The organism is Nostoc sp., from assembly GCF_036917675.1.
Taxonomy (GTDB): domain Bacteria; phylum Cyanobacteriota; class Cyanobacteriia; order Cyanobacteriales; family Nostocaceae; genus Nostoc.
This window is the reverse complement of the sequence record NZ_JBALCT010000034.1, coordinates 94,774-119,732: the sequence shown is the minus strand read 5'-3', so window position 1 is coordinate 119,732 and position 24,959 is coordinate 94,774. Positions and strand designations below refer to the sequence as shown.

At 41.5% G+C, this 24,959-nt stretch carries 19 protein-coding genes and 1 riboswitch; of the genes, 12 read left to right on the top strand and 7 right to left on the bottom strand.

What is annotated here, in order from left to right:
- Positions 1 to 103 precede the first annotated feature (103 nt).
- Together V7K31_RS12235 and V7K31_RS12230 are read left to right on the top strand one after the other, a co-directional pair.
- On the top strand, positions 104 to 4,813 hold the full coding sequence (locus V7K31_RS12235) for an SNF2-related protein (RefSeq protein ID WP_335094604.1): 4,710 nt from the start codon (positions 104 to 106) through the stop codon (positions 4,811 to 4,813).
- Between the two features lie 78 nt (positions 4,814 to 4,891).
- Positions 4,892 to 5,728, top strand: coding sequence for an SWIM zinc finger family protein (locus V7K31_RS12230; protein ID WP_335094603.1), 837 nt, complete (start codon positions 4,892 to 4,894; stop codon positions 5,726 to 5,728).
- 297 nt (positions 5,729 to 6,025) lie between these two features.
- On the opposite strand, the gene V7K31_RS12225 is transcribed toward V7K31_RS12230, so the two are convergent.
- Positions 6,026 to 8,056 (bottom strand): S9 family peptidase, encoded by a 2,031-nt coding sequence (locus tag V7K31_RS12225; RefSeq protein WP_335094602.1) that lies wholly within the window; start codon positions 8,054 to 8,056, stop codon positions 6,026 to 6,028.
- Between the two features lie 496 nt (positions 8,057 to 8,552).
- Positions 8,553 to 9,548 carry a ketol-acid reductoisomerase gene (gene ilvC, locus V7K31_RS12220; RefSeq protein WP_335094601.1) on the bottom strand — a complete coding sequence of 332 codons (996 nt, stop codon included), beginning with the start codon at positions 9,546 to 9,548 and terminating at the stop codon, positions 8,553 to 8,555.
- Positions 9,549 to 10,027: 479 nt separating this feature from the next.
- Between ilvC and V7K31_RS12215 the strand changes: the two genes are divergently transcribed.
- From V7K31_RS12215 to V7K31_RS12195, 5 genes are all read left to right on the top strand, one after another.
- The gene (locus tag V7K31_RS12215) at positions 10,028 to 10,168 is read left to right on the top strand and encodes a hypothetical protein (protein ID WP_335094600.1); all 141 of its coding nucleotides are present in this window, start codon (positions 10,028 to 10,030) and stop codon (positions 10,166 to 10,168) included.
- A 92-nt stretch (positions 10,169 to 10,260) separates the two neighbouring features.
- The gene (locus V7K31_RS12210; protein WP_335094599.1) at positions 10,261 to 11,187 is read left to right on the top strand and encodes a DUF4349 domain-containing protein; all 927 of its coding nucleotides are present in this window, start codon (positions 10,261 to 10,263) and stop codon (positions 11,185 to 11,187) included.
- A gap of 234 nt (positions 11,188 to 11,421) precedes the next feature.
- The gene (locus tag V7K31_RS12205; RefSeq protein ID WP_335094598.1) at positions 11,422 to 12,783 is read left to right on the top strand and encodes an NAD(P)/FAD-dependent oxidoreductase; all 1,362 of its coding nucleotides are present in this window, start codon (positions 11,422 to 11,424) and stop codon (positions 12,781 to 12,783) included.
- Between the two features lie 151 nt (positions 12,784 to 12,934).
- The gene (locus V7K31_RS12200; protein WP_335094597.1) at positions 12,935 to 14,170 is read left to right on the top strand and encodes an LL-diaminopimelate aminotransferase; all 1,236 of its coding nucleotides are present in this window, start codon (positions 12,935 to 12,937) and stop codon (positions 14,168 to 14,170) included.
- Between the two features lie 122 nt (positions 14,171 to 14,292).
- Positions 14,293 to 14,931, top strand: coding sequence for a Uma2 family endonuclease (locus V7K31_RS12195; RefSeq protein WP_335094596.1), 639 nt, complete (start codon positions 14,293 to 14,295; stop codon positions 14,929 to 14,931).
- A gap of 62 nt (positions 14,932 to 14,993) precedes the next feature.
- Here the strand turns inward: V7K31_RS12195 and V7K31_RS12190 are convergent, their stop codons facing one another.
- The 3 genes from V7K31_RS12190 to V7K31_RS12180 form a co-directional block, all read right to left on the bottom strand.
- On the bottom strand, positions 14,994 to 15,593 hold the full coding sequence (locus V7K31_RS12190; protein ID WP_335094595.1) for an RloB family protein: 600 nt from the start codon (positions 15,591 to 15,593) through the stop codon (positions 14,994 to 14,996).
- Positions 15,586 to 16,749, bottom strand: coding sequence for an AAA family ATPase (locus V7K31_RS12185; protein WP_335094593.1), 1,164 nt, complete (start codon positions 16,747 to 16,749; stop codon positions 15,586 to 15,588). Before V7K31_RS12185 ends, V7K31_RS12190 begins: the two co-directional genes overlap by 8 nt.
- Positions 16,750 to 17,067: 318 nt before the next feature.
- On the bottom strand, positions 17,068 to 18,408 hold the full coding sequence (locus V7K31_RS12180) for a voltage-gated chloride channel family protein (RefSeq protein WP_335094591.1): 1,341 nt from the start codon (positions 18,406 to 18,408) through the stop codon (positions 17,068 to 17,070).
- Between the two features lie 113 nt (positions 18,409 to 18,521).
- Positions 18,522 to 18,605, bottom strand: a riboswitch (Fluoride riboswitch).
- 458 nt (positions 18,606 to 19,063) lie between these two features.
- Between V7K31_RS12180 and V7K31_RS12175 the strand changes: the two genes are divergently transcribed.
- The 3 genes from V7K31_RS12175 (at position 19,064) to V7K31_RS12165 (ending at position 22,025) form a co-directional block, all read left to right on the top strand.
- Positions 19,064 to 19,933, top strand: a complete 870-nt coding sequence (locus V7K31_RS12175) for a zinc metalloprotease HtpX (RefSeq protein ID WP_335094590.1) — start codon at positions 19,064 to 19,066, stop codon at positions 19,931 to 19,933.
- Positions 19,934 to 20,034: 101 nt separating this feature from the next.
- Positions 20,035 to 20,457 carry a hypothetical protein gene (locus tag V7K31_RS12170; protein ID WP_335094588.1) on the top strand — a complete coding sequence of 141 codons (423 nt, stop codon included), beginning with the start codon at positions 20,035 to 20,037 and terminating at the stop codon, positions 20,455 to 20,457.
- A 263-nt stretch (positions 20,458 to 20,720) separates the two neighbouring features.
- A complete protein-coding gene (locus tag V7K31_RS12165) occupies positions 20,721 to 22,025 on the top strand; it encodes a M16 family metallopeptidase (RefSeq protein WP_335094587.1) in 1,305 nt (434 codons plus the stop codon).
- Here V7K31_RS12165 and V7K31_RS12160 read toward each other — a convergent pair.
- A complete protein-coding gene (locus tag V7K31_RS12160) occupies positions 21,998 to 22,123 on the bottom strand; it encodes a hypothetical protein (protein WP_335094586.1) in 126 nt (41 codons plus the stop codon). The two genes, V7K31_RS12165 and V7K31_RS12160, sit on opposite strands and share 28 nt — an antisense overlap.
- A 23-nt stretch (positions 22,124 to 22,146) precedes the next feature.
- On the opposite strand from V7K31_RS12160, the gene V7K31_RS12155 reads away from it, so the two are divergent.
- Complete coding sequence (locus V7K31_RS12155) at positions 22,147 to 23,010, top strand: fructosamine kinase family protein (RefSeq protein WP_335094617.1); 864 nt, start codon at positions 22,147 to 22,149, stop codon at positions 23,008 to 23,010.
- 140 nt (positions 23,011 to 23,150) lie between these two features.
- On the opposite strand, the gene V7K31_RS12150 is transcribed toward V7K31_RS12155, so the two are convergent.
- Complete coding sequence (locus tag V7K31_RS12150) at positions 23,151 to 23,468, bottom strand: TMEM14 family protein (RefSeq protein WP_335094585.1); 318 nt, start codon at positions 23,466 to 23,468, stop codon at positions 23,151 to 23,153.
- Between the two features lie 86 nt (positions 23,469 to 23,554).
- Between V7K31_RS12150 and V7K31_RS12145 the strand changes: the two genes are divergently transcribed.
- Positions 23,555 to 24,904 (top strand): ATP-binding protein, encoded by a 1,350-nt coding sequence (locus tag V7K31_RS12145; protein ID WP_335094584.1) that lies wholly within the window; start codon positions 23,555 to 23,557, stop codon positions 24,902 to 24,904.
- Positions 24,905 to 24,959 lie beyond the last annotated feature (55 nt).

Sequence of the window (24,959 nt, the reverse complement as noted above, 5' to 3'; positions counted from 1 at the left end):
TTATATGCAATATTTGACTAAAAAATCTGATTGAGAAGATCCAAAAAAGAGAATAATGGCAATTTTGATTATTGAGTTTTGGGAAAATCTGAGTAGTTAGCAAATGGCGATTTTACACGGGAATTGGTTACTAAAAAATCAAAATGGTTGTTTATTTATTTGGGGAGAAACGTGGCGATCGCCACGAGTAAATTTCGAGCCTAATGGCTCTGGAGATATACCACTACATCCATTGGCAATGACATCAGTTGAGTTGAGTGAGTGGTTGCGATCGCGGAACATGGCGATTACCAACTTCATCCAACAACCTCAAGTAGCGATCGCGATCACTACTACTGGGCGAGCCTCCAAAGCAGGAGCTACGCTAACGCGCAAAGCAGCCAGTGCTACTGAGATCAGTTTGCCAACGCATTCGCAAATAATTGCCCTACCAACTTATATCCCCGAAGGCAGTAAAGAAGGAACAGCAGCGATTTTCCCTGTGCATTCTGCCAGCTTGGGGTTGGATACAGACTCCCCCCAATATTTGCAACCGTGGCGAGTTGAGGGTTTTTGTCTTAATCCCAGCGAGGCAGTAAAATTTCTCACTGCTGTTCCCCTAAATGCTGCTAAAGGGGAAGATGCCTTTTTAGGAGGAGATTTACGTTTTTGGTCGCAGGTTGCCCGGTGGAGTTTAGATTTAATCTCACGGTGTAAGTTTTTACCAATAATTGGGCGACAATCAGATGGTGCATTTGCCACTAGCTGGCAAGTACTTCTAGACAGTGCTGTAGATGGAACCCGCCTAGAAAAATTTTCTGCGAATATGCCATTGGTTTGTCGTACCTATCAGGAGGGAGTGGGGAGTCGGGAGTGGGGAGTCGGGGAAGATGGGGGAGAAGAATCAATAACCAATGCCCAATGCCCAATCTATGTAAACTTCCCCGGCGAACCTCAAGAATTACTTTTGGGATTTCTTAATAGTACGATAGATGCCCAAGTGCGAGAAATGGAGGGTTCCCAACCTCCAATGGAAGCGAAAGCGATGGCATCTTTACCATCTGCGGTGCGACTGTGGTTGCAAGCTTTAACTAGTGCATCTGGTACAGTCAATGCAGATGCAATTGAAGTGGAACGACTGGAAGCGGCACTGAAGTCTTGGACTATGCCGCTACAATACCAATTAACTCTTAAAACTCTATTTCGTGCCTGTTTTCAATTGCGTTCTCCAGAGGCTGGCGAAACAGATTGGACATTGGCGTATTTCCTGCAAGCGGCTGACAATCCAGAGTTTTTGGTGGATGCGGCAACTATTTGGAATAATCCAGTTGAGCAATTGGTTTATGAAAATCGGGTAATTGAGCAACCACAAGAAACATTTTTGCGAGGTTTGGGGCTAGCTTCCCGATTATATCCAGCGATCGCACCCAGTTTTGAAACCGAATATCCCCAATTTTCTGATCTCACCCCCATTCAAGCTTATGAGTTTATCAAGGCTGTAGCTTGGAGGTTGGAAGACAGTGGTTTGGGAGTAATTTTGCCTCCCAGTTTAGCGAACCGTGAAGGATGGGCGAATCGTTTGGGTTTGAAAATTACTGCCGAAACCCCAAAGACAAAGCAGGGACGTTTAGGATTGCAAAGTCTGCTGAATTTTCAATGGCAATTGGCAATTGGTGGACAAACTATTTCCAAAGCTGAGTTTGATAGACTTGTGGCTTTAAATAGTCCGCTAGTGGAAATTAACGGCGAGTGGGTAGAATTGCGATCGCAAGACATCAAGACAGCCCAAACTTTTTTTACCACTCGCAAAGACCAAATGGCGCTTTCCTTGGAAGATGCCTTGCGTTTCAGTACAGGGGATACCCAGATAATTGAAAAGTTACCAGTGGTCAGCTTTGAGGCTTCTGGGGCATTGCAAGAGTTGATTGGGGCGTTAACAGATAATCAAGCGATCGCACCTTTGCCCACACCAACAGGCTTTAAAGGACAGTTGCGACCTTATCAAGAACGTGGTGCCGCTTGGCTATCCTTCTTGGAACGTTGGGGTTTGGGTGCGTGTCTTGCAGACGATATGGGATTGGGTAAATGCGTAGTAAATAATACATTACTAGATGTAAACGGACTGTTACACACAGCCGAGACAATCTGGACAACTCACGCTGGAGCAACAGAGTTTGACGGCGAAGGATTTTGGGCTAACCCCACAGAGCAATTATTAGTTAATTCCATAGATGAAAAAACTGGCAAAATCGTCCAAGCTAATGTCAGACGGTTATATCGGCAGCAAGTCCGCGAGAAATTACGAAAAGTTACGCTAGAAGACGGTAATAGTATCACCATTACCCGTCGTCACAAGCTGCTGACAAGCAAAGGTTGGACAAATAACTTACAGGTAGGTGATTACGTTTGTGTACCAGGTAAAACGCTTTGGAATGGACAACCGCAAGATCCTGATTTAGTCAAATTTCTCGCTTGGCAGATTGCCGAAGGGCATGAACTACCCGATGTCGGAAGAGTCACAATATCTCAAAAAGACACCAGAGTACTAGAGGATCTACTCCAGACTTGCCAACGCATTCAAAAGCGCTATAACCTCAAAATTAACAGCCCTAATATCTGCACCTTTCCTAATAGAGTTCCTTGTCTTCGAGTTAACAGCCAAGCCTATCGGCGATTTGTAGAAGCTAAAGGTTATGTTTGGGGAAAACTGTCAGCAGAAAAATCTATTCCGCCTTTCATCATGCAGGCAGACTTGAATAGTGTGCAGATATTTTTACAAAACTATTTTGATGCTGAATCTGCTGTGGTTTGGAGTATGGGGAGTATCGAGATTTCTACAGCTTCAGCTTTACTAATTCAGCAACTTTCTACTCTGTTACGTCGTTTCGGCATTTGGTTGCGAATATCGCCCAAACTGAAGTGTGCCACTAATGGAACTCGTACTTTTCGCACCTACTATATCGGTGTAATTGGTGGAAATTCTGCCCGCAGATTTTTGCAAGAAATTGGTTTTAATAACTTAGAAAAACAGAGCAAATTAGAACAAATTTGTCAACTAGTCAGCAACACAAATATTGAAGGAATTCCGGCTTCTGATATTGTTGCCCAAACAGTCAGAGCCACGGGACTACCGTTGCGGCATTTTGGAATGCACAACACTGTTTATATTAATGGCTCACAGCAATTTTCTCAAAATAGTTTACAGCGAGTAATAGCTGGGATGAGCCGCATGATTAGTGGAGAAGACCAAGAGCAGTATCAGCTACTAAAACCTTCCAAGTGGACAACTCAAACTTTATCAGCCTATGGCAACCTAGATGTAGAAGAGTTTAGCTTAACAAGAGAGTCTTTGCAATGTCTTCTCGATCAAGAGGTCTTTTATTGCCAGATTAAGTCTATTGAAGATGTGGAGTATGAAGGGTGGGTTTACGACTTTGAAGTTAGCAAACATCACAATTTCGTTGCTAACAATATTATTTGTCATAACACTATCCAATTCATTGCCTTTCTGCTGCACTTGAAAGAACAAGATGCACTCGAAAATCCCACTCTATTGGTTTGTCCAACTTCTGTTTTAGGCAACTGGGAAAGGGAAGTCAATAAATTTGCACCAAGCCTGAAAGTTTTGCAATATCACGGTGACAAACGCCCAAAAGGAAAAGCGTTTTTAGAAGCAGTGAAAAATCACGATTTAATCGTTACCAGCTACTCACTTCTTCATCGAGATATCAAGTCATTACAAAGTGTCTCTTGGCAGATAATTGTTTTAGATGAAGCGCAAAATGTCAAAAATCCAGAGGCGAAGCAATCAAAAGCAGTCCGGCAATTATCAGCTACGTTTCGCATTGCATTAACGGGGACACCCGTAGAAAATAGACTGCAAGAACTATGGTCTATTTTAGATTTTCTTAATCCTGGGTATTTAGGTAATAAGCAATTTTTCCAGCGTCGGTTTGCGATGCCAATTGAAAAGTATGGGGATACAGCTTCTTTGGCTCAGTTACGTTCATTAGTTCAACCATTTATACTGCGGCGATTGAAAAGCGATCGCGACATCATTCAAGACTTACCAGATAAGCAAGAAATGACCGTATTTTGCGGTTTAACTGGCGAACAAGCTGCACTTTATCAACAAGTTGTAGAAGCATCTTTAGCAGAGATTGAATCTGCGGAAGGATTGCAACGCCGGGGGATGATATTGGCTTTACTAATCAAACTCAAACAAATCTGCAATCACCCAGCCCAATATTTGAAACAAGCGACATTAGAGCCACATAATTCAGCCAAACTTGTGCGGTTAGAAGAAATGTTAGAAGAAGTTTTAGCAGAAAGCGATCGCGCTCTAATCTTTACTCAATTTGCTGAGTGGGGAAAGTTACTTAAACCCCATTTAGAAAAACAGCTAGGACGAGAAATATTCTTTTTATATGGCAGCACTAGTAAAAAACAACGCGAGGAAATGATCGACCGTTTCCAAAACGATCCTCAAGGTCCACCGATTATGATTCTTTCTCTAAAAGCGGGTGGAGTAGGACTGAATTTAACACGAGCAAATCATGTATTTCATTTTGACAGATGGTGGAATCCAGCCGTGGAGAATCAAGCCACAGATCGAGTATTTCGGATTGGTCAAACCCGAAATGTGCAAGTACATAAATTTGTTTGCACTGGTACTTTAGAAGAAAAAATTCATGACATGATTGAAAGTAAAAAACAACTGGCTGAACAAGTTGTAGGTGCTGGTGAAGAATGGTTAACTGAAATGAATACAGATCAACTTCGCAACTTACTACTACTTGATCGTAGTGCAGTAATTGACGATGATCCAGAATAAGTTTGTAGTGAGCGATTTATTGCTCACTACAAACCCGTCAAAATTGGTGTAGCAGACTACTAAGTTTTGGAATTTATTATGACTAATTACACATTACAAGCAAGCCGCGAATGGTGGTCACAGCAATGGCTAGATTTACTAGATTCCTATCGTTTTAAAAAGCGTTTGGAACGTGCAAGAAATTATGCTCGTCAAGGAAATGTTTTGAGCATTGAGTTTAAAGGTGCAAAAGTATTGGCTAGGGTGCAAGGTAGTGAAATCGAACCTTATAAAGTTTCCCTTTCCCTTGAACCCTTTAGTGATGAGCAATGGAGTTATGTAATTGAAACCATGTCTCAAAGGTCTATTTTTGCTGCCAAACTTTTAGCAGGAGAAATGCCACAAAATATAGAAGAAGTGTTCACGGCTAATGGTCTTTCAATATTTCCTTTTACCCTTGCCGATATTCAGAGTAAATGCTCTTGTCCTGATAAAGCAAATCCCTGTAAACACATTGGTGCGGTATACTATCAGTTAGGCGATCGCTTCAGTGAAGACCCCTTTATACTATTTCAATTGCGGGGACGTACCAAAGAGCAAATCATCAGCGATTTGCGTCAGTTACGTAGTGCCAAGATTGAACCCAATACTACACAAACTCTTGATGTTCAACAGTCAATTCCTAATAACAAATACTCGGTAAAAATTGACTCTTTCTGGCAATACAATGAGCCACTAGAGTCAACCTTGGTAGTGATTGTGCCCTCCAGCAGCGAGACGATATTAGATGTATTAGGAGCAATTCCCCTAGCCAAGGAAGAGGAAAATGCAGTAAATTCAACTTCGACTGATGTGGTAATGAAGTATTTGAATACGGTTTACAGAGATGTGAGCCAGAAGGCTGTTCTAGCAGCAATGAATGTGGGAGGAAGTTGACACTAATTCGTAATTCGTAATTCGTAATTATGAATTAGGTTGACTGGGTAGTTCAATTTTTAAGTAGGTAGTCGTAATTAAATATAAGATCAAACCTCACCCTCAATCCCTCTCCGAACTCACGGAGAGGGAAGCCGGAGGCAGGGTGAGGTTTAATTTACTAATAATCGAATAATCCCCTATGCGATCGCTAATTCCCAACTCAACCACAACATTTAACTTCTCACCCCTAGCTTGACCTTTGATAAATACCTCTGCTTTTTCTTTTCCAGAAGAACACTGAATTTTTCTTCAAGACTATTTTCCAGTAGTTGCGGTTGAGGGGATCAAGTATTTATCATACCAAGCTAAATAACGCTCTAGAACATCACGTTGATAACTCGGTTTGCTGATTCCGTGGGACTGTCCGGGATAAACTACTAACTGAGTATCAATTCCGAGACTTTTCAGGGCTTGATACATCTGTTCAGAGTTTAGCAGTGGTACAGAACCATCCTTGTCACCTCCCAGAAATATTGTCGGTGTCACAATTCGGTCAGCGTGAAGAAATGGGAAAGAAATTCGCAGCCATGTATCCAGGTTCTTCCACGGTACGCCTAACTCCTGTTCGTAGTCATAAATATACTCATCTGTACCATAGGTCGCCAGAATATTTGATTCACTAGCCCCACTAACTGCGGCTTTAAAGCGAGTATCTTGAGCAATAGTATAGTTGGTTAACATCCCCCCATAACTCCACCCACCAATTCCTAAACGCGATGGCGAAGCAATTTTGCTAGCGATCGCATAATCAGCACCGGCAATAATATCTTGAGCGTCTTTGTTTCCCCAGTCTGCATAAATCGCTTTGGAGAAGGCTTCACCTCTTCCTGAACTCCCGCGTGGGTTAACACCGACAACGACATAGCCTTTGGCCGCAAACAGTTGCCAATTAAACATAAACTGATTTGTGAACTGCCCCACAGGTCCGCCGTGCAGCATCAGCAGTGTCGGGTATCTCTTCCCTGACTGAAAGTTAGGTGGCTTGACGAGAAAACCGTGAATTTCTGTTCCATCCTTACTATTAAAGGTGATTTCATTTGTAGTTGCTAAATTTAGTTGAGCTAGCAACTGATCATTTTGGTGCGACAATGGACGTAAATCTTTACCTTTGAAGGCAAAGACTTCATTTGGTTGTTGTGGCGTTGAAGAAAGTAAAGCGATTTTGTCATCGCGTCCTAAATCAAAGTTACTAATATTTCGCCTTCCTGCTAACAATCGCTCAATTTTGCCACCAGCTACGGGTATCTTTGCAAGGTGAACGTTGCCATCATCTTCGATTAAAAACAGTATTGATTTTCCATCTTTTGTAAAGTGCGGTTTGACAACATTGCGATCAAGCCTAGAAGTCAGTAGACGCGGAGTGCCGCCAAGGGCAGAAATCACCGCTAGATGGTAAACTGCGTATTCAATGAGTTTGGGTGAACCTCCTTGAAGATAGGCAATTGACTTCCCATCTGGACTCCAAGCTGGACGGCTACCCCAATCAGGATCGCTATCAGGCCCAGGAAAAGTGGTTAGCTGGCGGGCTTTTGCTCCAGGTTGGGCAGCGATGACATAAAGATCCCAATTATTGTTGCGATCGCTATTTTCACCGCGTTTGCTCACAAAAGCAATATTTTTGCTATCACTTGACCAAGCAGGTAAAGACTCATTAAATGAACCTGGGGTGAGAATCTCTGTTTTGCGAGTTGCTAAGTCCAATACATAAAGATGTTCTCGACTTTTGTCGATAAAACCGACACCATCTTCTTGGAAGTGAAACAGATCGATAACAATCGGTGATGGGGTTTTGCCATTAAAGGGAGTTTCTGGGGCTGGTTCAGAGGCAATTACGGCTAGTCGTTTACTGTCACCAGACCAGACAAAATCGCTAACATCACCAGCAAAGTCGGATATTTTTTCGGCTTCACCACCTGCTAGGTTGAGCAACCAAATTTGCTGTTTTCCAGATTCACGGCTGGAGGTGAAAGCTAGATACTTCCCATCTGGGCTGAACCGAGGGTTATATTCACTATCTTTACCGTTAGTTAAATGTAACGTTCGGGAAGCATCCCAAGAAGTCATGTAAATATGTTTATCTTGTGTATCATTTTTAAAATCGGTATTAGTTACTGTGTAAGCAATCCAGTCTCCAGTGGGAGAAAGTTGGGGATCGCTAATTTGGCGAAAGGCAAACTGATCCTCAAGCGTCAGTAGGCGTTTTTCTTGAGCTTGAGCCGAAATATTTATACCGAGTGCGATCGCTAAAACAGCACTTATTAAAGCGATTTTTTTTAGCTTTTTCATAACTATAGCAATCCTAATCATTCGTGAGAGAGAAAATCGCTGAAAAGCATGAAAATACGTACTTTTAATCTCAGTATTTTCTCACGTTTCAATTCGGATTGCTATAGATATCTTGAAGGAGGCAGCTATGCTGAAGGAATAATTGGATGGGGATTCAGACGCTCCTGATATGTTAAGCAATTTTAGGGGTTTAAGTTGCATAACAACTACTAAGGAATCAGAATTAAATAACATACAATTTATGTCCCTGGCTTACCTCACCCTCAATCCCTCTCCCTGGCTTACCTCACCCTCAATCCCTCTCCTTATAAAGGAGAGGGAAGCTAGAGATAGGATAAAGTTTTGCATTTTATTTAATCCACGTTCCTAAGCAGAGCGTTTGGTGTCGGAGTCTAAATCTCCGTCACCAAACGTAATTGCAAATTGCGAATTGGTTTAATATAGCCGCGACTTCAGTTGTTCGGCTCCTCCACACAACTTAGTCGGGTATTTTTGGTTAAGCTTTTTTCAACCAGCTAAACATAGCGCGTAAATCTTTGCCAACTTCCTCAATTTTGTGTTCAGCTTCTTTGCGACGCAAGGCGGTAAATCCTGGTTTACCAGCTTGGTTTTCCAGAACAAATTCCCGTGCAAATTGCCCAGATTGAATTTCGCTGAGAATCTTTTGCATTTCAGCTTTGGTTTGTTCGGTAACAATTCGCGGGCCACGGGTATAATCGCCATATTCAGCAGTGTTAGAAATGCTGTCGCGCATTTTCGCTAAACCACCTTCCACAACCAAGTCAACAATCAGCTTGACTTCATGCAGACATTCAAAATAAGCCAATTCTGGTTGATAACCAGCTTCTACCAAAGTTTCAAATCCGGCTTTGATTAAAGCACTCAAACCACCGCATAATACCGCTTGTTCGCCAAATAAATCTGTTTCGGTTTCTTCGCGGAAAGTAGTTTCGAGAACACCAGCGCGAGTACCACCGATACCTTTAGCGTATGCCATCGCGCGATCGCGTGCCTGACCACTGGCATCCTGATAAACTGCAAACAGCGCTGGTACGCCTTCACCCTGTTCATAAGTCCGCCGTACTATATGTCCCGGTCCTTTGGGCGCTATCATCACCACATCTACGTTATCTGGTGGTACAATTTGCCCAAAGTGAATATTGAAACCGTGAGCAAAGGCTAAGACATTCCCTTCTTGCAGATTTGGTTCAATCTCGTTTTTGTAAATTGTTTTTTGGACTTCATCAGGTAACAAAATCATGATGAAGTCAGCAGTGTTGGCAGCATCTGCAACATTTTTCACAGTTAACCCAGCAGCTTCAGCTTTTGCTACTGACTTACTACCCGGATATAATCCCACAATCACATTCAAACCACTATCTTTGAGATTGAGAGCGTGGGCATGACCTTGGGAACCATAGCCGATAATAGCAATAGTTTTTCCAGCCAAAAGGTCTAAATTGGCATCTTCGTCATAATACATCCGGGCCATAGAAGCATCTCCTGTCAGCAAGCATCATCAATTAGCAGACTTTTGATTGTACCTCAAATTGAGTAACCACTGTTAATATTATGTCCGTTTGATTGCTCATTAAACCCGAAGAACCCCACCCCGCCAAAGCTGTGCTTTGTCTCCCCTCCCCGCAAGCGAGGAGGGGCTGGCAGGGTGGATTAATTGTGTAGAGAGAAAATTTGGAATCCCCGTAACCTCGTCAGTCTGCTAACAGGGTAACTCGATTCATGAACGGAAGAATAAGGGTTTCAATTTTTCTAGGATGACAATTAATCCACCCTGGCAAGCGAGGAGGGGCTGGGGGTGAGGTTCTTTTATTATGGGTAATTTGGGGGACATGATATAACAATTCAAAATTCAAAATTCAAACATTTTAGACAATTTCAGACAGGGATTTAAACCCAGACTGAAATTTAAGCTATGTGTAATGTTACAGGTCTTAAACCCTTCGATTTCCGATGAACTGTGAGCCATCCCAACTGCGGGGTACTCCCGCTAAAACGGTACTCCGTTTAGCGGTGAGAGTTGTCACTGAATTTATCCGTTTTAACTCACGGGCTGGTGAAGCCAGGGAGCAAGAGGGAATGACAAATAACTAATGACTAACTCTGTTACATAAATCGCAACAATCCAGGCTTTGAGTTTTTCTTCAGTAATACTGGGTTTAACTTCATCCATCTGGGGGTAGATTATGTACGCTTCAATTAAATTACCGCGCACATCTGCTTTATTTGTGAGTGCGTTATTAGGAGGGGTGATTTTCACCAGTTGCGCCGCTTCCCATCAGTCAGGAAATCAGGCTTTACCTCAAGTTGCAGCCGATGGCGCGGCAAATAAAGCAATGGCACCTGCTAGTGAAAGCAGTATTTCTCAAAAGACGGAAGCTGCACCAATAGCCCGTTCTCGTCCCCAACTCATTAAGAAGGCAGCAATGTCTTTGACTGTCAACTCTGTAGATAAGAGTATTGATGCTGTTTCGCAAATTATCAATAAACAGCAAGGGGATTTGATCGGGTTGCAAGAACAACAACCCAAAAACGACAATCGGCGTTACACAGCAACAATCCAATTGCGGATACCAGAGAACCTGCTGGAATCTACCTTAGAACAACTAGCTAAATTGGGCACTGTCGAGAGTCGTAATATCACTGCCGAAGATGTGGGCGATCGCCTGGTGGATTTCCAAGCTAGATTAACTAATTTGCAGAAAACTGAAGTCAATTTGCAAAAAATTATGGATCGGGCGGGTTCCATTAGAGATGTGCTTAGTGTTGCTCAAGAATTGAATAATGTCCGCCAAACAATAGAACAAATTAATGCCCAACTCAAAAGCCTACAAAATCAAGTTGCATATTCCACTATTACACTGAACCTAGAAGCAGCAGTTTCTAGCACCAGTCCCCAACCTGCCTTTGGTTTGCAAGTTCAGGAAACTTGGAACAATTCTACCCACTCTTTGAGTGCATTTTCCATTGGCTTACTCAAGCTGGGTATTTGGTTAATTGTTTACAGTCCCTATTTGTTAATTTTTGTTGCTCTTGTCTATGGCTTTTCCCGTTGGCGGCGAACTCATTCACCACGTTTGATAAAAACACCAGAATCAACTAATTCTGGGTGAAGTTACATAAATCCTACATCTACCTTTGAGAAATTTACACAAGTAAAGAACAATTCAAATATTCCCAACTCTTATTGTCTGCGCCTTTATCTAGAAAAGTTCTGTTTATCCTGTAGTTTTGATTACTTTAATCATTCTTCAAATGTAAAGAGCAATACAAAATATCTGATGACAAATTTGATACAAATTTGTTAAGAATAGTTACAATAGACAGAATACAGGATAATATTTCTTATGGAAAATTCACTTGACAATAATCCACCCCATCAAGTAGTGATTGTTGGCGGTGGCTTTGGTGGACTTTATGCGGCAAAAACACTGGCGAAAGCGGCAGTAAACGTTACTCTGATTGATAAACGTAACTTTCATCTATTTCAACCTCTTTTATACCAAGTCGCCACAGGTGCGTTATCTCCTGCGGATATTTCTTCGCCGTTGCGTTCTGTACTCAGCAAGAGCAAGAATACGAAAGTGTTGCTGGGAGAGGTGAATAATATAGATCCAGAAGCGCAAAAAGTGATTGTGGGCGACAAAGCAATAGCTTACGATACGTTAATTGTCGCCACAGGTGCCAAGCATTCCTACTTTGGCAAAGACAACTGGGAAGAATTCGCCCCAGGTTTGAAAACTGTAGAAGATGCCATAGAAATGCGTCGCCGGATTTTTACAGCTTTTGAAGCCGCAGAAAAAGAAACTGATCCAGTAAAACGCCGTGCTTGGTTAACTTTTGTAATTATTGGTGGTGGTCCAACTGGTGTAGAATTAGCAGGCGCGATCGCAGAATTGGCAAACCAAACTCTCAAAGAAGATTTCCGCAACATCGACACATCGGAAGCTAAGATTTTGCTATTAGAAGGTCTGGATCGCATTCTGCCACCCTTTGCACCAGAATTATCACAAGAAGCCGAAGCATCTTTAACGCGGTTGGGGGTGATTGTCCAGACAAAAACGCTGGTAACGAATATTGAAAATGATCTTGTTACCCTCAAACAAGGCGATCAAGTTAAAGAAATTGCCTCAAAAACGGTATTATGGGCAGCAGGTGTGAAAGCTTCAGCAATGGGAAAAGTGCTAGCAGAACATACAGATGCTGAGTGCGATCGCGCTGGGCGGATTATCGTCGAATCTGACTTAACTATTAAGGGACATCCCAATATTTTTGTAATAGGCGACTTAGCAAATTTTTCTCATCAAAATGGGAAACCCCTACCTGGTGTTGCACCTGTAGCGAAGCAACAAGGAGAATATGTCGCAGAACTAGTCCAGCATCGGCTTGCAGGTAACAGTTTGCCACCCTTTTCTTATGTTGATCACGGTAGTTTAGCGATGATTGGGCACAACTCTGCTGTGGTAGATTTGGGTTTTATCAAGCTGAAAGGTTTCTTTGCATGGCTGTTTTGGCTGTTGATTCACATTTATTTCTTAATTGAATTTGACAACAAATTAGTAGTGATGATTAAGTGGGCTTGGAACTATTTCACCCGTAGTCGCGGAGCCAGATTGATTACAGGACAAGAATCCCCACCCACTCAGGAATTGGCGATCGCAACAGTTATTACAACATCAGAAAATAGTAAACAGCCAGTAAATATCTAATTGGGCATTGGGCAATTCAATTTTGGATTTTGGATTTTAAATTTTGGATTAAATTTCAATCTAAAATCCAAAATCTAAAATCTAAAATTCTTACTCCCCGCTCTCATAAATTAGCAGTAAGCTGTTTGAGGGCGTTTTTCATAATCTACACATGGCAACTATTAACGACAACTACCTGAAACTGAAAGCGGGCTACCTGTTTCCAGAAATTGCTAGGCGGGTGAATGCCTTTGCAGAAGCGAATCCTGATGCTAAAATCATCCGGTTGGGCATTGGCGATGTTACCGAACCTCTGCCGGAGGCTTGCCGGACAGCGATGATTAAAGCTGTGGAAGAAATGGGCGATCGCAATACTTTCAAAGGCTACGGTCCAGAGCAAGGCTATGCTTGGTTACGAGAGAAAATTGCTACTCACGATTTCCAAGCACGGGGAGCAGCGATCGATGCTTCAGAAATTTTTATCTCCGATGGTTCCAAGTGCGACACAGGTAACATTCTGGAAATCTTTGGTCATGACAACATCATCGCCGTGACTGACCCCGTTTATCCCGTATATGTAGACACTAACGTTATGGTGGGAAATACGGGAGATGCTAACGATAAAGGCGAGTTTGAAGGCTTAGTTTATCTAGCAATTACGGCTGAAAACAACTTCACCGCCGAGATTCCCTCAAATAAAGTCGATTTAATTTATCTCTGCTTTCCCAATAATCCCACTGGCGCAACTGCTACCAAGGAATATCTCAAAGCATGGGTGGACTATGCCAAAGCTAATAACTCGATTATTTTCTTTGATGCAGCCTACGAAGCTTACATTACCGATCCGTCGATTCCCCACTCAATTTATGAAATTGAAGGTGCAAGAGAAGTTGCGATCGAATTTCGGTCTTTTTCCAAGAATGCAGGTTTTACGGGAACCCGTTGCGCGTTAACCGTAGTACCGAAGACACTCACAGGAAAAGCCGCCGATGGTTCCGATGTGGAACTCTGGAAACTGTGGAATCGTCGCCAGACTACCAAATTCAATGGTGTTTCTTACATCGTCCAACGGGGAGCCGAAGCGGTTTACTCTGAAGAAGGACAGACACAAATCAAAGGACTAGTTAGTTTCTATCTAGAAAACGCCAAAATTATCCGCGAGAAACTCACAGCCGCCGGATTATCAGTTTATGGTGGCGTGAATGCACCTTACGTCTGGGTAAAAACGCCTAATGGTTTATCCAGTTGGGAATTCTTTGATAAGCTGCTGCAAACTGTCAATGTTGTCGGCACACCTGGTTCTGGCTTTGGTGCTGCGGGTGAAGGTTACTTCCGCATATCAGCGTTTAATAGCCGGGAGAACGTCGAAGAGGCGATGAAGCGGATTACTGAGAAGTTTAAAATGTAAGGCGATCGCTTTTAGCCGCTTTTGTTAAACTCATTCTATTAATCTAAAGGTTACGGTGGGCTGTATTCTCCACCGCAACCTGATAGATAATTATTGAGATTCAGCTTACTTATATTTTGGTTATGACTGCTGCTATCCCCGTTTTCAAGCCTGTTAGCCAGATGCAGTTAGCACCTGGTAGCACGGTGACTATTCCAGATGTTAGCTGGGAAGAATTTGAATCTATTTTACAAGAATTGGGAGAAAAAAGAACTATACGAATTGCCTATAGCCAGGGTACTTTAGAAATTATGGCTCCTTTACCAGAACATGAAATACCCAAAGATTTAATTTCTGATATTGTCAAAATATTGCTGAAGGCTAAAGATATTAGATACCAACCTTTTGGTTCCACCACCTTTAAACGGCAAGGTGTAGCAGGAGTTGAACCTGATGCTTGCTTTTATATTCAGAATTATCAACAAATGATTGGTCATCGCCGCTTACAACCTGATGATCCGCCGCCAGATTTAGCGATTGAGACTGATGTCACATCGAAAACTACTCTTGATGCTTATGAAGCCATTGGAGTCCCAGAATTATGGGTTTACGATAGTGGAAACCTTTCTATTTATTTGCTGAGAGATGGGAAATACATAAAATCTAATACTAGTCCTAATTTTGAGGATATAGCTCTTACTGAGATTATCCCGGCTGCTGTGGAACGTAGTTGGCAAGTAGGAAGTTTTCAAGCTTTGGAAGAATTGGAAGCGATGATTTAGTAAATAATAAAGTAGCCACTGGATGATGTAAAAAATAATTAATGTAATCTCAAAGATAAGCATTATCGAATAAACTTATTTAGCTCCTCAACTAAAAGATGTACTGTTGTTGAAGGATTATCATTTACTGGATTAGAAGGGTTATATTGCTTAAGAAGACTTTTAGCGTGTTTGATGGCAGTAGATTGCCGATTTTCTATTTCCTCATAGATTGTTGCACTATTTTTTTTATATTTGTGTGCAAGTAATTTATCGTTCTCTAACTTATCGATGTAATCTTTGCGAGGAAGTCCAGTATTTAAAAATTCAAAATGCAATACATACCATAATTCAAAAGCTTCATTAGAATAAGCAACTTTAAATCCTTCTCTTTCAGCGTTTGCAATAGCGTTGTTAAAATCTTGCTTAGGCCAATCATCCCTATCAAATACGCACCAAACTTGATCGTAATCTTCTTCAGCCTTTAATTTTTTCGCCTCTTGTACTAGTTTACTTGGATTGTATCCAAATCCTCTAACATCAATTTTCTTGACAGTCGTGGGAACGCGAAAGCTCTTGAAGTAATTTGGCTCGGTTTTTTCACCTTCACAAATAATTAAAAATATTTGCCTAAGTTCTCTTGTTTCAACTTTTCTATCAGCATAGCCACGGTTTTTAGGCATCAGGCTCACCAAGAATTTGACTTAAGTCACCAATAAATGGAATAGCACCATATCTGCCTTTGATATAATCACTTTCAAAAGAAGCATCATTTGGTATTTTATATTCAACTAATGAATATAAATCTGTAGCACCATATTTATTTTTTTCAGTAAACCAAATCTGATCTCTGCGAAAGAGTTTATTACTGAGCAAATTGGTGTCATCAGTCATAAATATTAATTGTGCGTTATTAGAATTTGTATTTTTGGAGTTAAATAATTCAACAATTGCTTTACTGATTAGTGGGTGAAGTCTCGCATCAAATTCGTCAAATATTAAAACTTTGCCATATTTAAGAGTATCTATTAAAAGTCCAGCAATAGAAATTATTTTTTTAGTTCCTTCCGACTCTTGACTATCTAAATCAAAAAATTTCCTAGAAACATAATTACCTTGCTTATTAAATTTTTTATGCCCAGTCTTAATTGAAGCTCCCTTAATTCTGATTTGTTCAATACCTAAATCTAGTTTTTTAATTAACTGAATAATTTCTGATTTATTATCATTATTTTCTACTAAAGAGTTTAGTGTATAACTCAAATGATCTTGATCGTCTAAACCTGAAACTATATTCACTTGTTTTGTAAGCCAATCTAGTATTCTCTCAGCTATTTCAACGTTGAATTGAGCAGCTACTGATAGAAAAAGTGCATTTTTCCTAGTTTTTGGGTAAATACCCTTACCTTTGAATATGTTAGATAGATATTTTATCTTACGTAAATTTCCGTCAGAAACTCGCTCAAAAAGACGAGTTTGGTTTGTCTTAGGAACGTAAAATAGCCACTCAGAAATAACCCTTTTTTGATTAGCTTCAAACCCATATCTATACTTTGTACCATCTAATAGAAACACAATTTCAAAAAAAGATGGTTTTGCTTCAGTTTCTGTACTTAGCTCAAACGGCTCAACTCCTATTTTTTCAGTACTTTGAGTCTCTTTAGAGGAATTGATCATAAACCACTTCATAAAGCTCAAAGCTTTTGGAAGATTACTTTTACCACTGGCATTAGCACCATAAATCACAGCCCTATTAAGTAATTTGAGGTCATCATCTAGTGCAAAAACATTATTATCATCAAGTTCTTTTTCTTTCGCAACAATATTGGCAGCTACCATACTAAAAGTGACTTTATCCTTAAAGGATCGGTAATTACCAATACTAAACTCTATGAGCATAGTAAATTTTTATCCAAAACACCATATTTGTGAGCATTTTACAAATATAGGACTCCTGTCTGATTTCTGAACAATATTTTAGATAAAACCCTGATAAAACGGGCTTTGCAGTCTCAGGATGTTTTCAAAAATATAATCGGAGTCCTATATATAAGTTAAGCATAGCGGTTATCGCGCATACATGACTACTCTGACTATGCGATGCCTACGGCGGTAAACTACGCACTTTTCCAATTATCCATTAATTACATCAAAAAATTATTTCTGAGAATTACTTCCACCTTCTTCGCCATCATCAGGTAAATCAATTTTTGGCTCAACTTTTTGTCGTCCATAATTAGCCAAAGTTATTCCTTCTTCTAAATATACAGCAGAGTATTTACTTAACCCGATACGCTGTGATGAGTAAATTCCCGAATGACCTGAAAATAAATAGCTCACTACACAGCCAATAGCAATAAATACCCCTGATTCCAAACCAAATAATTCAATTCCCATTAAGGTTGATGCCAAAGGTGTATTTGCTGCACCCGCAAACACACCAACAAATCCCATTCCTGCTAACAGTGGTGAAGGTAATGCTAAAAGCAACGACAAAGCATTACCTAAAGTTGCACCAATAAAAAACAAAGGGGTCACTTCCCCGCCCTTAAAACCTGCTCCTAGAGTTAGAGCAGTCAGACCTAATTTGGCTGCAAAATCCCAAGGAGGTAGCTGAGTGTGGAAGGAATCAACGATAGTAGGGATACCAAGCCCAATGTATTTAGTTGTGCCACTCAATCCAACAATTGCTGCTATCATCGCACCCCCTATCAAAGGACGCATTGGAGGATAAGATATCTTTGCTTTAAAAAATTGACTAATTTGGTGAGTTACTTTAGCAAAGAATCTCGCTACAATTCCAAAAATTGCACCTGCAATAATGGCAGAAATCAGCCCCCAAATTGTGAGCGTCGGTATAGACGGCGCGTGTTGGTATGCGGTATGATGCAAACCCAATAGTAAGGTTACTTGATTTCCAACGATCGCAGCAATTAAAGAGGGAAAAAGAGCATCATAATTAATTTTACCAATTGCTAAAACTTCTAGACCAAATACAGTTCCAGCTAAGGGAGTACCGAAAACTGAAGCGAATCCTCCACTGATACCTGCGGTTAATAAAATTCGCCGATTGGCTCCTTTAAAATGTAATATTTTAGTTAATTGGTCAGCCAAAGAAGCACCCATTTGTAATGCTGTACCTTCACGACCGGCTGAACCTCCAAATAAATGGGTGAGGTCTGTTCCTAGCAAAACAAGAGGAGCCATACGAAAGGGAATAATATTTTTGGGGTTATGGATTTCTTCAAGTAAAAGGTTATTTCCAGCTTCTACAGTCCGACCGAATTGATGATAAATCCAACCGCTCAAAAAGCCACCAAGTGGCAGCAAGGCGATGATCCAGCGATGGGATTCTCGCCAATCAGTTGCCCATTCTAATGATGCCAAAAGAGCCGCAGAAGCTGTTCCAGCAAGAATACCAACTACAACGGAAATAGGCAACCACTTAATTAAGTGTGGTAATGCAATAAACGGTTCAAATTGACGAAACTGTTTCATAAATACACTGGACAACATCCCATGACTCCTTGAGGCGCGATTTGTAGACTTATACTTTCTACAGGGGAGTCAGGTAATGCATTTAGCCAAGCCCTACTCTCCCGCAGTCAGCGAAGAAAGTAGGAGCCATCAGCCTTTCAGTGATGATTTTGGGGACTGAAAAGGCGGTTTTGGCGAGCTCCATCGCCATTGATTTGACTTTACAGCAGAATTCAAGTATTTGAACCACATCTGAAAAATTTCTTTTGTAGTTGCATATTCCCTGTTTAGCTGACTGCAATTATAGTATTTCACGAAATATCTGCTACATCTACATTCTTAATACCGCAAGGCGTATGAAGTACAAGGGATAAACTCAGAACCTCTATAAGTAACCGGATCTAAATTAATGGCGATCGCATCGTACTTGTAATTACTGCCTATATCAACAACTTATTCCTATAGATAGATGCGTTTTTTATATCTATTTTATTACCAATAGACAACGGAGCGAAAAAAACTAAATTAGTATTTAGAAAAGTTAAGTAGGAAAACCGTACTTATCTGATAGGTTTTCTATACCATATATCTAAGTTTATCTGGATACAATCAAAGTGTGGCTTAATTGATGCTGGTTTCTAAAAAATTTATACAGCATTAGCAGGAGAGCAAAAATATGACAAATCAATTGAAAACGGCTGCTTTGCTAGCGATGCTAAGTGGTCTTTTGATCGCAATTAGTTACTGGGTAATTGGCGGTTATAGTGGGTTGATAATCGGAATTGGCTTTGCAGCAATAACAAACCTATTTTCCTGGTACCAATCAGATAAGATTGCGCTGGCAGTATACCGCGCCCAGCCTGTGAGTGAAAGAGAAGCACCAGGACTTTATCGGATGGTGCAAAGATTGAGCGATCGCGCTCATATTCCTATGCCCAAAGTTTACATTGTCCCAAGCCAAGGTGCTAACGCTTTCGCTACAGGGCGCGATCCCGAACACGCTGCTGTGGCTGTCACCGAAGGAATTTTGAATATATTACCAGAGGATGAACTCGAAGGCGTTATCGCCCACGAACTCACCCACATTATTAATCGTGACACCCTCACACAAGCGGTTGCTGCTACTGTTGCTGGTGCTATCTCATTCCTAGCGCAAATTGTCAGTTACAGCTTATGGTTTGGCGGTGGTTCACGAGATGACAACAGAGGGGCAAATCCTTTGGGAGTTTTGTTAACAGTAATGCTTGCACCTGTGGCTGCAACGATTATTCAGCTAGCAATTTCCCGCACACGAGAATTCTCGGCTGATGCAGGTTCTGCTAGATTAACTGGTAATCCCCGTGCCTTAGCCAGGGCATTACAACGCTTAGAAGCCTCGGCAAAGCAGATGCCTTTAAATGCTAATCCAGCTTATGAGCCGTTATTAATTATCAATTCCATCTCTGGACAGTTTTTGGGTAACTTGTTCTCTAGTCACCCTGCTACAGAAGTGCGAGTTGCAGCATTGCTTAAATTAGAGCAACAACTGCCAACAAAAGCTTATTAATTTGTCATTTGTCGTTTGTGAAATTAACAATGACTACTGATTATCACTATAGAGTGCAGTTTTTATCCCAGAGTAAGGTTTGCAATTAAGGATATTTAACTATGACTGCTAACAACATTGAATCCTTTAAACCCAGAGCAATTGAATCTACCAAATCCATAGTAATTGGAGGAATTAGTTCCCAAAGCGACGAACTAATAGAAACCGAAATGGCTGGCGAAAGTGATGAAGTGAAGCGTGAAATCAAAGCGCTGATTGAGGCGCTAAAAAGACGCACTCAAGCTGATTCGGCGAGTACTCTGACGCGTGAAACGTATTTGAAAGCTGTGCGTCAAGCACGGGAATTAATTGAAGGAAGGAAACTGATGGAACGCGATCGCTTAGAAGACTCGTGGGGGATAATTCAGGACGAAGCTGAGAGAAACTGGCACTTAATGATGAAAGATGTAGTAGACTTCAGCTTTCGCCTGCAAAAGGCGGCTATTGCTGCTTGGGAAACCTTCAATAACCCTTACTCTCGTTAAATAGAGTGATGTGATCGCAGACAAATGTAGAGGCGCACAGTTGTACATGGGTATCAACTTAAGCTGACACCGAGTCTACACAAGGTTTTACCCGCCTTTGCAGGTTACAAAAACTCAATTTTTTCTTAGTCCGCGGAGGTGGACGAAAGTTTGTGTAGCCGCGAATCACCTTCGCCCTGGCTCTTGAAAACAGGGGCTTGCGCTCTATGATTTTCGGTCACGGATAAGATAAAGGAGTAACATAACTCCTCATACAAGTACCAATGACCTCAACCTTGCGGAAATTTCCTCGTCTTAATACCCCAACCCTGCATCAATTGCCCAATGGTTTGACAATCATCGCTGAACAGATGCCAGTTGAAGCTGTAAACCTGAATGTATGGATTAAAGTTGGTTCAGCAGTAGAATCTGATGCCCTTAACGGCATGGCTCACTTTCTAGAGCATATGATTTTTAAGGGAACAGAACAACTAGCTAGCGGCGAATTTGAACGTCGAATTGAAGAGCGGGGTGCTGTTACCAATGCCGCTACTAGCCAAGATTATACTCATTATTATATAACCACTGCACCCAAAGATTTTGCCGAGCTTGCTCCACTACAAATAGATGTAGTATCTAATGCTAGTATTCCTGATGATGCTTTTGAACGTGAGCGATTAGTAGTTTTAGAAGAAATTAGGCGTTCAGAGGATAATCCCCAGCGCCGGACATTTCGACGGGCGATGGAGACAGCCTTTGATGAGTTACCTTATCGCCGTGCGGTATTGGGGCCAGAATCGGTGATTGCCGAACTTAAACCCCAGCAGATGCGGGATTTTCATGCTAGTTGGTATCAACCTCAGTCAATTACTGCTGTAGCTGTGGGCAATTTGCCTGTAGAAGAATTAATTGCAACCATTGCCGAAGGATTTACAAAAGCCACTAAAACTCCCGACTCCCAAGCACAGACGCGATTAATCGCGTCTGTACCAAATCCCCACTCACCATTAAATCCTGAGTCAGCATTTACAGAAATTGTCCGTCAAGAATTTATAGATGAAAGTCTCCAGCAAGCAAGGCTAGTGATGGTTTGGCGGGTTCCAGGAATGACTCACTTAGATCGCACCTATGGACTGGATGTTTTAGCAGGAATTTTGGGACATGGACGGACATCAAGACTGGTGAGGGATTTACGAGAAGAACGGGGATTGGTTTCTTCAATTTCTGTGAGCAACATGAGCAATCAGCTGCAAGGGACATTTTATATTTCAGCTAAATGTGCAGTAGAAAATTTAGCACAAGTAGAGGATGCGATCGCACAACACATTCGCCAAGTCCAAACCGAGTTAGTCACAGAATCAGAAATTGCCCGCGTGGGGCGGCGAGTCGCTAACAGATTTATTTTTGGCAATGAAACACCAAGCGATCGCGCTAATTTGTATGGTTATTATCAGTCTTTGGTGGGAGATTTGGAACCCGCCTTTAACTACCCAGCGATGATTCAGAGCCAAGATGCAACTGACTTGATGCAAGCTGCCAAAGAGTATCTTTCTCCAGATGCTTATGGTGTAGTTATCGTCAAGCCGTAAATTAAAAATTGGGCATGGGGCATTGGGCATTGGGCATTGGGAAGACGAGAAGAATTAATAACTAATACCCAATGTCCAGTTACTAATCCAAAATCCAAAATCTAAAATCCAAAATTGCATGATGTGGACTCAAATCGATGCTCATATTAGCCAGGTGACGGGCGAAAAATTTCAGAGTCAGCAACGGCGATCGGTTGGTGGCGGGTGCATCAACCAAGGTTATGCTGTTTCTAATGGTGAGATAACCTACTTCCTCAAGCTTAATCAAGCATCCCAAATTGCGATGTTTGAGGCTGAGGCATTGGGTTTAAAGGAAATGCTAGCTACAGCTAGTATTCGCGTCCCAAAACCTCTAAGCTGGGGTGTAGCTGAGAATTCTAGTTACATCGTGTTGGAATGGTTAGAACTTGGTAGCGGTAACAGCAATTCATGGGAAGAGATGGGGCGCAAGTTAGCGGCGATGCATAAAGCTAGCAGTAGCGAAGGTTTTGGTTGGAAAATTAACAATACCATTGGTTCAACGCCCCAAATCAATACTTGGACAGCAGACTGGGCAGAATTTTATATTAAACATCGCCTGGGTTATCAATTTCAGTTGGCAAGGCGACGGGGAGGAAATTTCCCTCAGCAAGAAAAATTACTCGTAGCTATCCCTGAACTATTGGCGAATCATCAGGTGCAACCTTCTTTAGTACATGGCGATTTATGGGGCGGAAATGCTGGGTGTACAGCATCAGGAGAACCCGTGATTTTTGATCCTGCAACTTATTTTGGCGATCGCGAAGTTGATATTGCCATGACAGAATTGTTTGGTGGGTTTCCCGCAGCATTTTACAAAGGTTACAACGAAGTTTTTCCTTTAGATCCAGGCTATGAGCAGAGAAAAACGCTCTATAACCTGTATCACATTTTGAATCACTTCAATTTATTTGGCGGCGGTTATGCTTCCCAGGCAAACCGGATGATTGACCAGATTTTGCGCTAACTACAGGATTGCCCTAGTTCGTAGCGAATTCTCAGCGTACCTTTGTGTTTCCCTCCGCGACGGCAGTCGCTCATGGGGAAACCCCCAAGACTGCGCTGCCTTCCCTTTGCCTTTAAATTTCCTCAATTCGTCTTCAACCCTCAATTCGCCACCATTTGATTTACCATCAGCACCAATGCCAGCAAACCCAAAATCGTCATTAATCCCGCAGGCATAAACTTGCGTGTTTTAGCCAGTCGAAATGCAAAGACTACCACTAAAACACCAGTAACTAACACTGCTAAAATCAAACCCCAGGTTTGCCCTTGGAGTTGAAAGTAAGCCGCAAGTATTAGCAATAAACCGCTAATGCTACCACTTAAGAGTGAAACCCTACTTCTAGCCTGAATGTAGCCAATAATGCCACCAGCGATCGCTAATATGCCGTAGGCAAAAGCAGCAACTATACCTAAATTCATTGTTGAAACCCATGTAGATTTTGACTTTAATGCCAGGTCAGCAGACAATTTACCATAGCTATTTAGCTATACCACACAGTTAATTGATGGATAATCAAGGGATGCCAATGGCAAGTACTTCTTCATATACAAAGGTTCAATATCTCCAGCGCCAAGCAGCCTCACTTTTACTGTACCAATCTGTTCTGCAAGGCGAAGTGGGGATGGCATTTCTGGAACTGTTGCAAGCTATACGTTATACTGACGCCGATGCACGGGGTTGCCTCCAAGCCTACGGCAGTTACTTCCACGCTTTGGCTGCTAAAAATCAAAACTGGGAAGACTATTTAATTACTCAACTTCTTTTCTCTGAGAATCCCTTTACAAAGCTAGCCCAACTACGAGAATTTGAAGATTTACCCCCAGCTTTAGTAGCAGCAGTTCAGCATGATTTACAAATATTGCAAAGTCTCTATGAATGTAGCAGCGCTTCTTTGAGTGAGTGGATACAAGGCATAGCTAATATGCCGATTTCACCAGTAATATGGTATAAAGAGCAAGAATTGGTAGGAGTAGAGACAAAGTTCGCTACATATCTACAAGAGTTAGATAATTGGGGTGATGCTGTAGAAGAGTTAGCAGCTTATTATCGGCAATATGGCTCTGGTTTATTTGCAGAATATCGCGCTTTACGCTGGCAAGCTGGACAGTTTATTGGTATTCGGTATTCTGACCCGATTAAGCTAAGTGCGCTTGTCGGTTACGAGTCTCAAAGAGATGCTTTGCTCAAAAATACAGAGTTTTTGTTATCAGGAGAGATGGCACTCCATGTATTACTTTACGGTAGTCGCGGTTCTGGCAAATCTTCTTTAGTGAAATCTTTGTTGAATGAATATAGCAATCGCAGCCTCCGCTTATTGGAAGTGGCAAAATCTGACTTAAAAGACTTACCAAAAATTGTGGAACATTTACGGGGAGTGTCACAAAAATTTATCATCTTTGTCGATGATCTTTCTTTTGAAGAAGATGATGATGCTTTTAAAGCCCTCAAGGTAGTTTTAGAAGGTAATTTAACCGCACGTCCTCAAAATGTAGTTGTGTATGCTACTTCCAATCGCCGTCACTTGATTCGGGAGTTTTTTGTGGATAGACCTACCCCCAAGGATAACGAGGAAATCCATGCTTGGGATACGATGCAGGAGAAGCTTTCGTTTAGCGATCGCTTTGGTTTAACCTTGACCTTTGAACCAGCCAATCAGAAAACTTATTTGATGATTGTACAGCATCTAGCCGCACAAGCTGAAATTAACATTACCCAAGAAGATTTGGAATTTCAAGCATTACAATGGGCAACTCGTCACAATGGTCGTTCTGGACGCACAGCACGCCAATTTGTTGATTTCTTAAAAGCAGATTTAAGAATTTTTGGTATAAATAACAATACATCCAACACCTAGCGTTAAGTCTTTTTATATGTGTTTTTTAATTACGAATTATGATGAGAGCTACTTA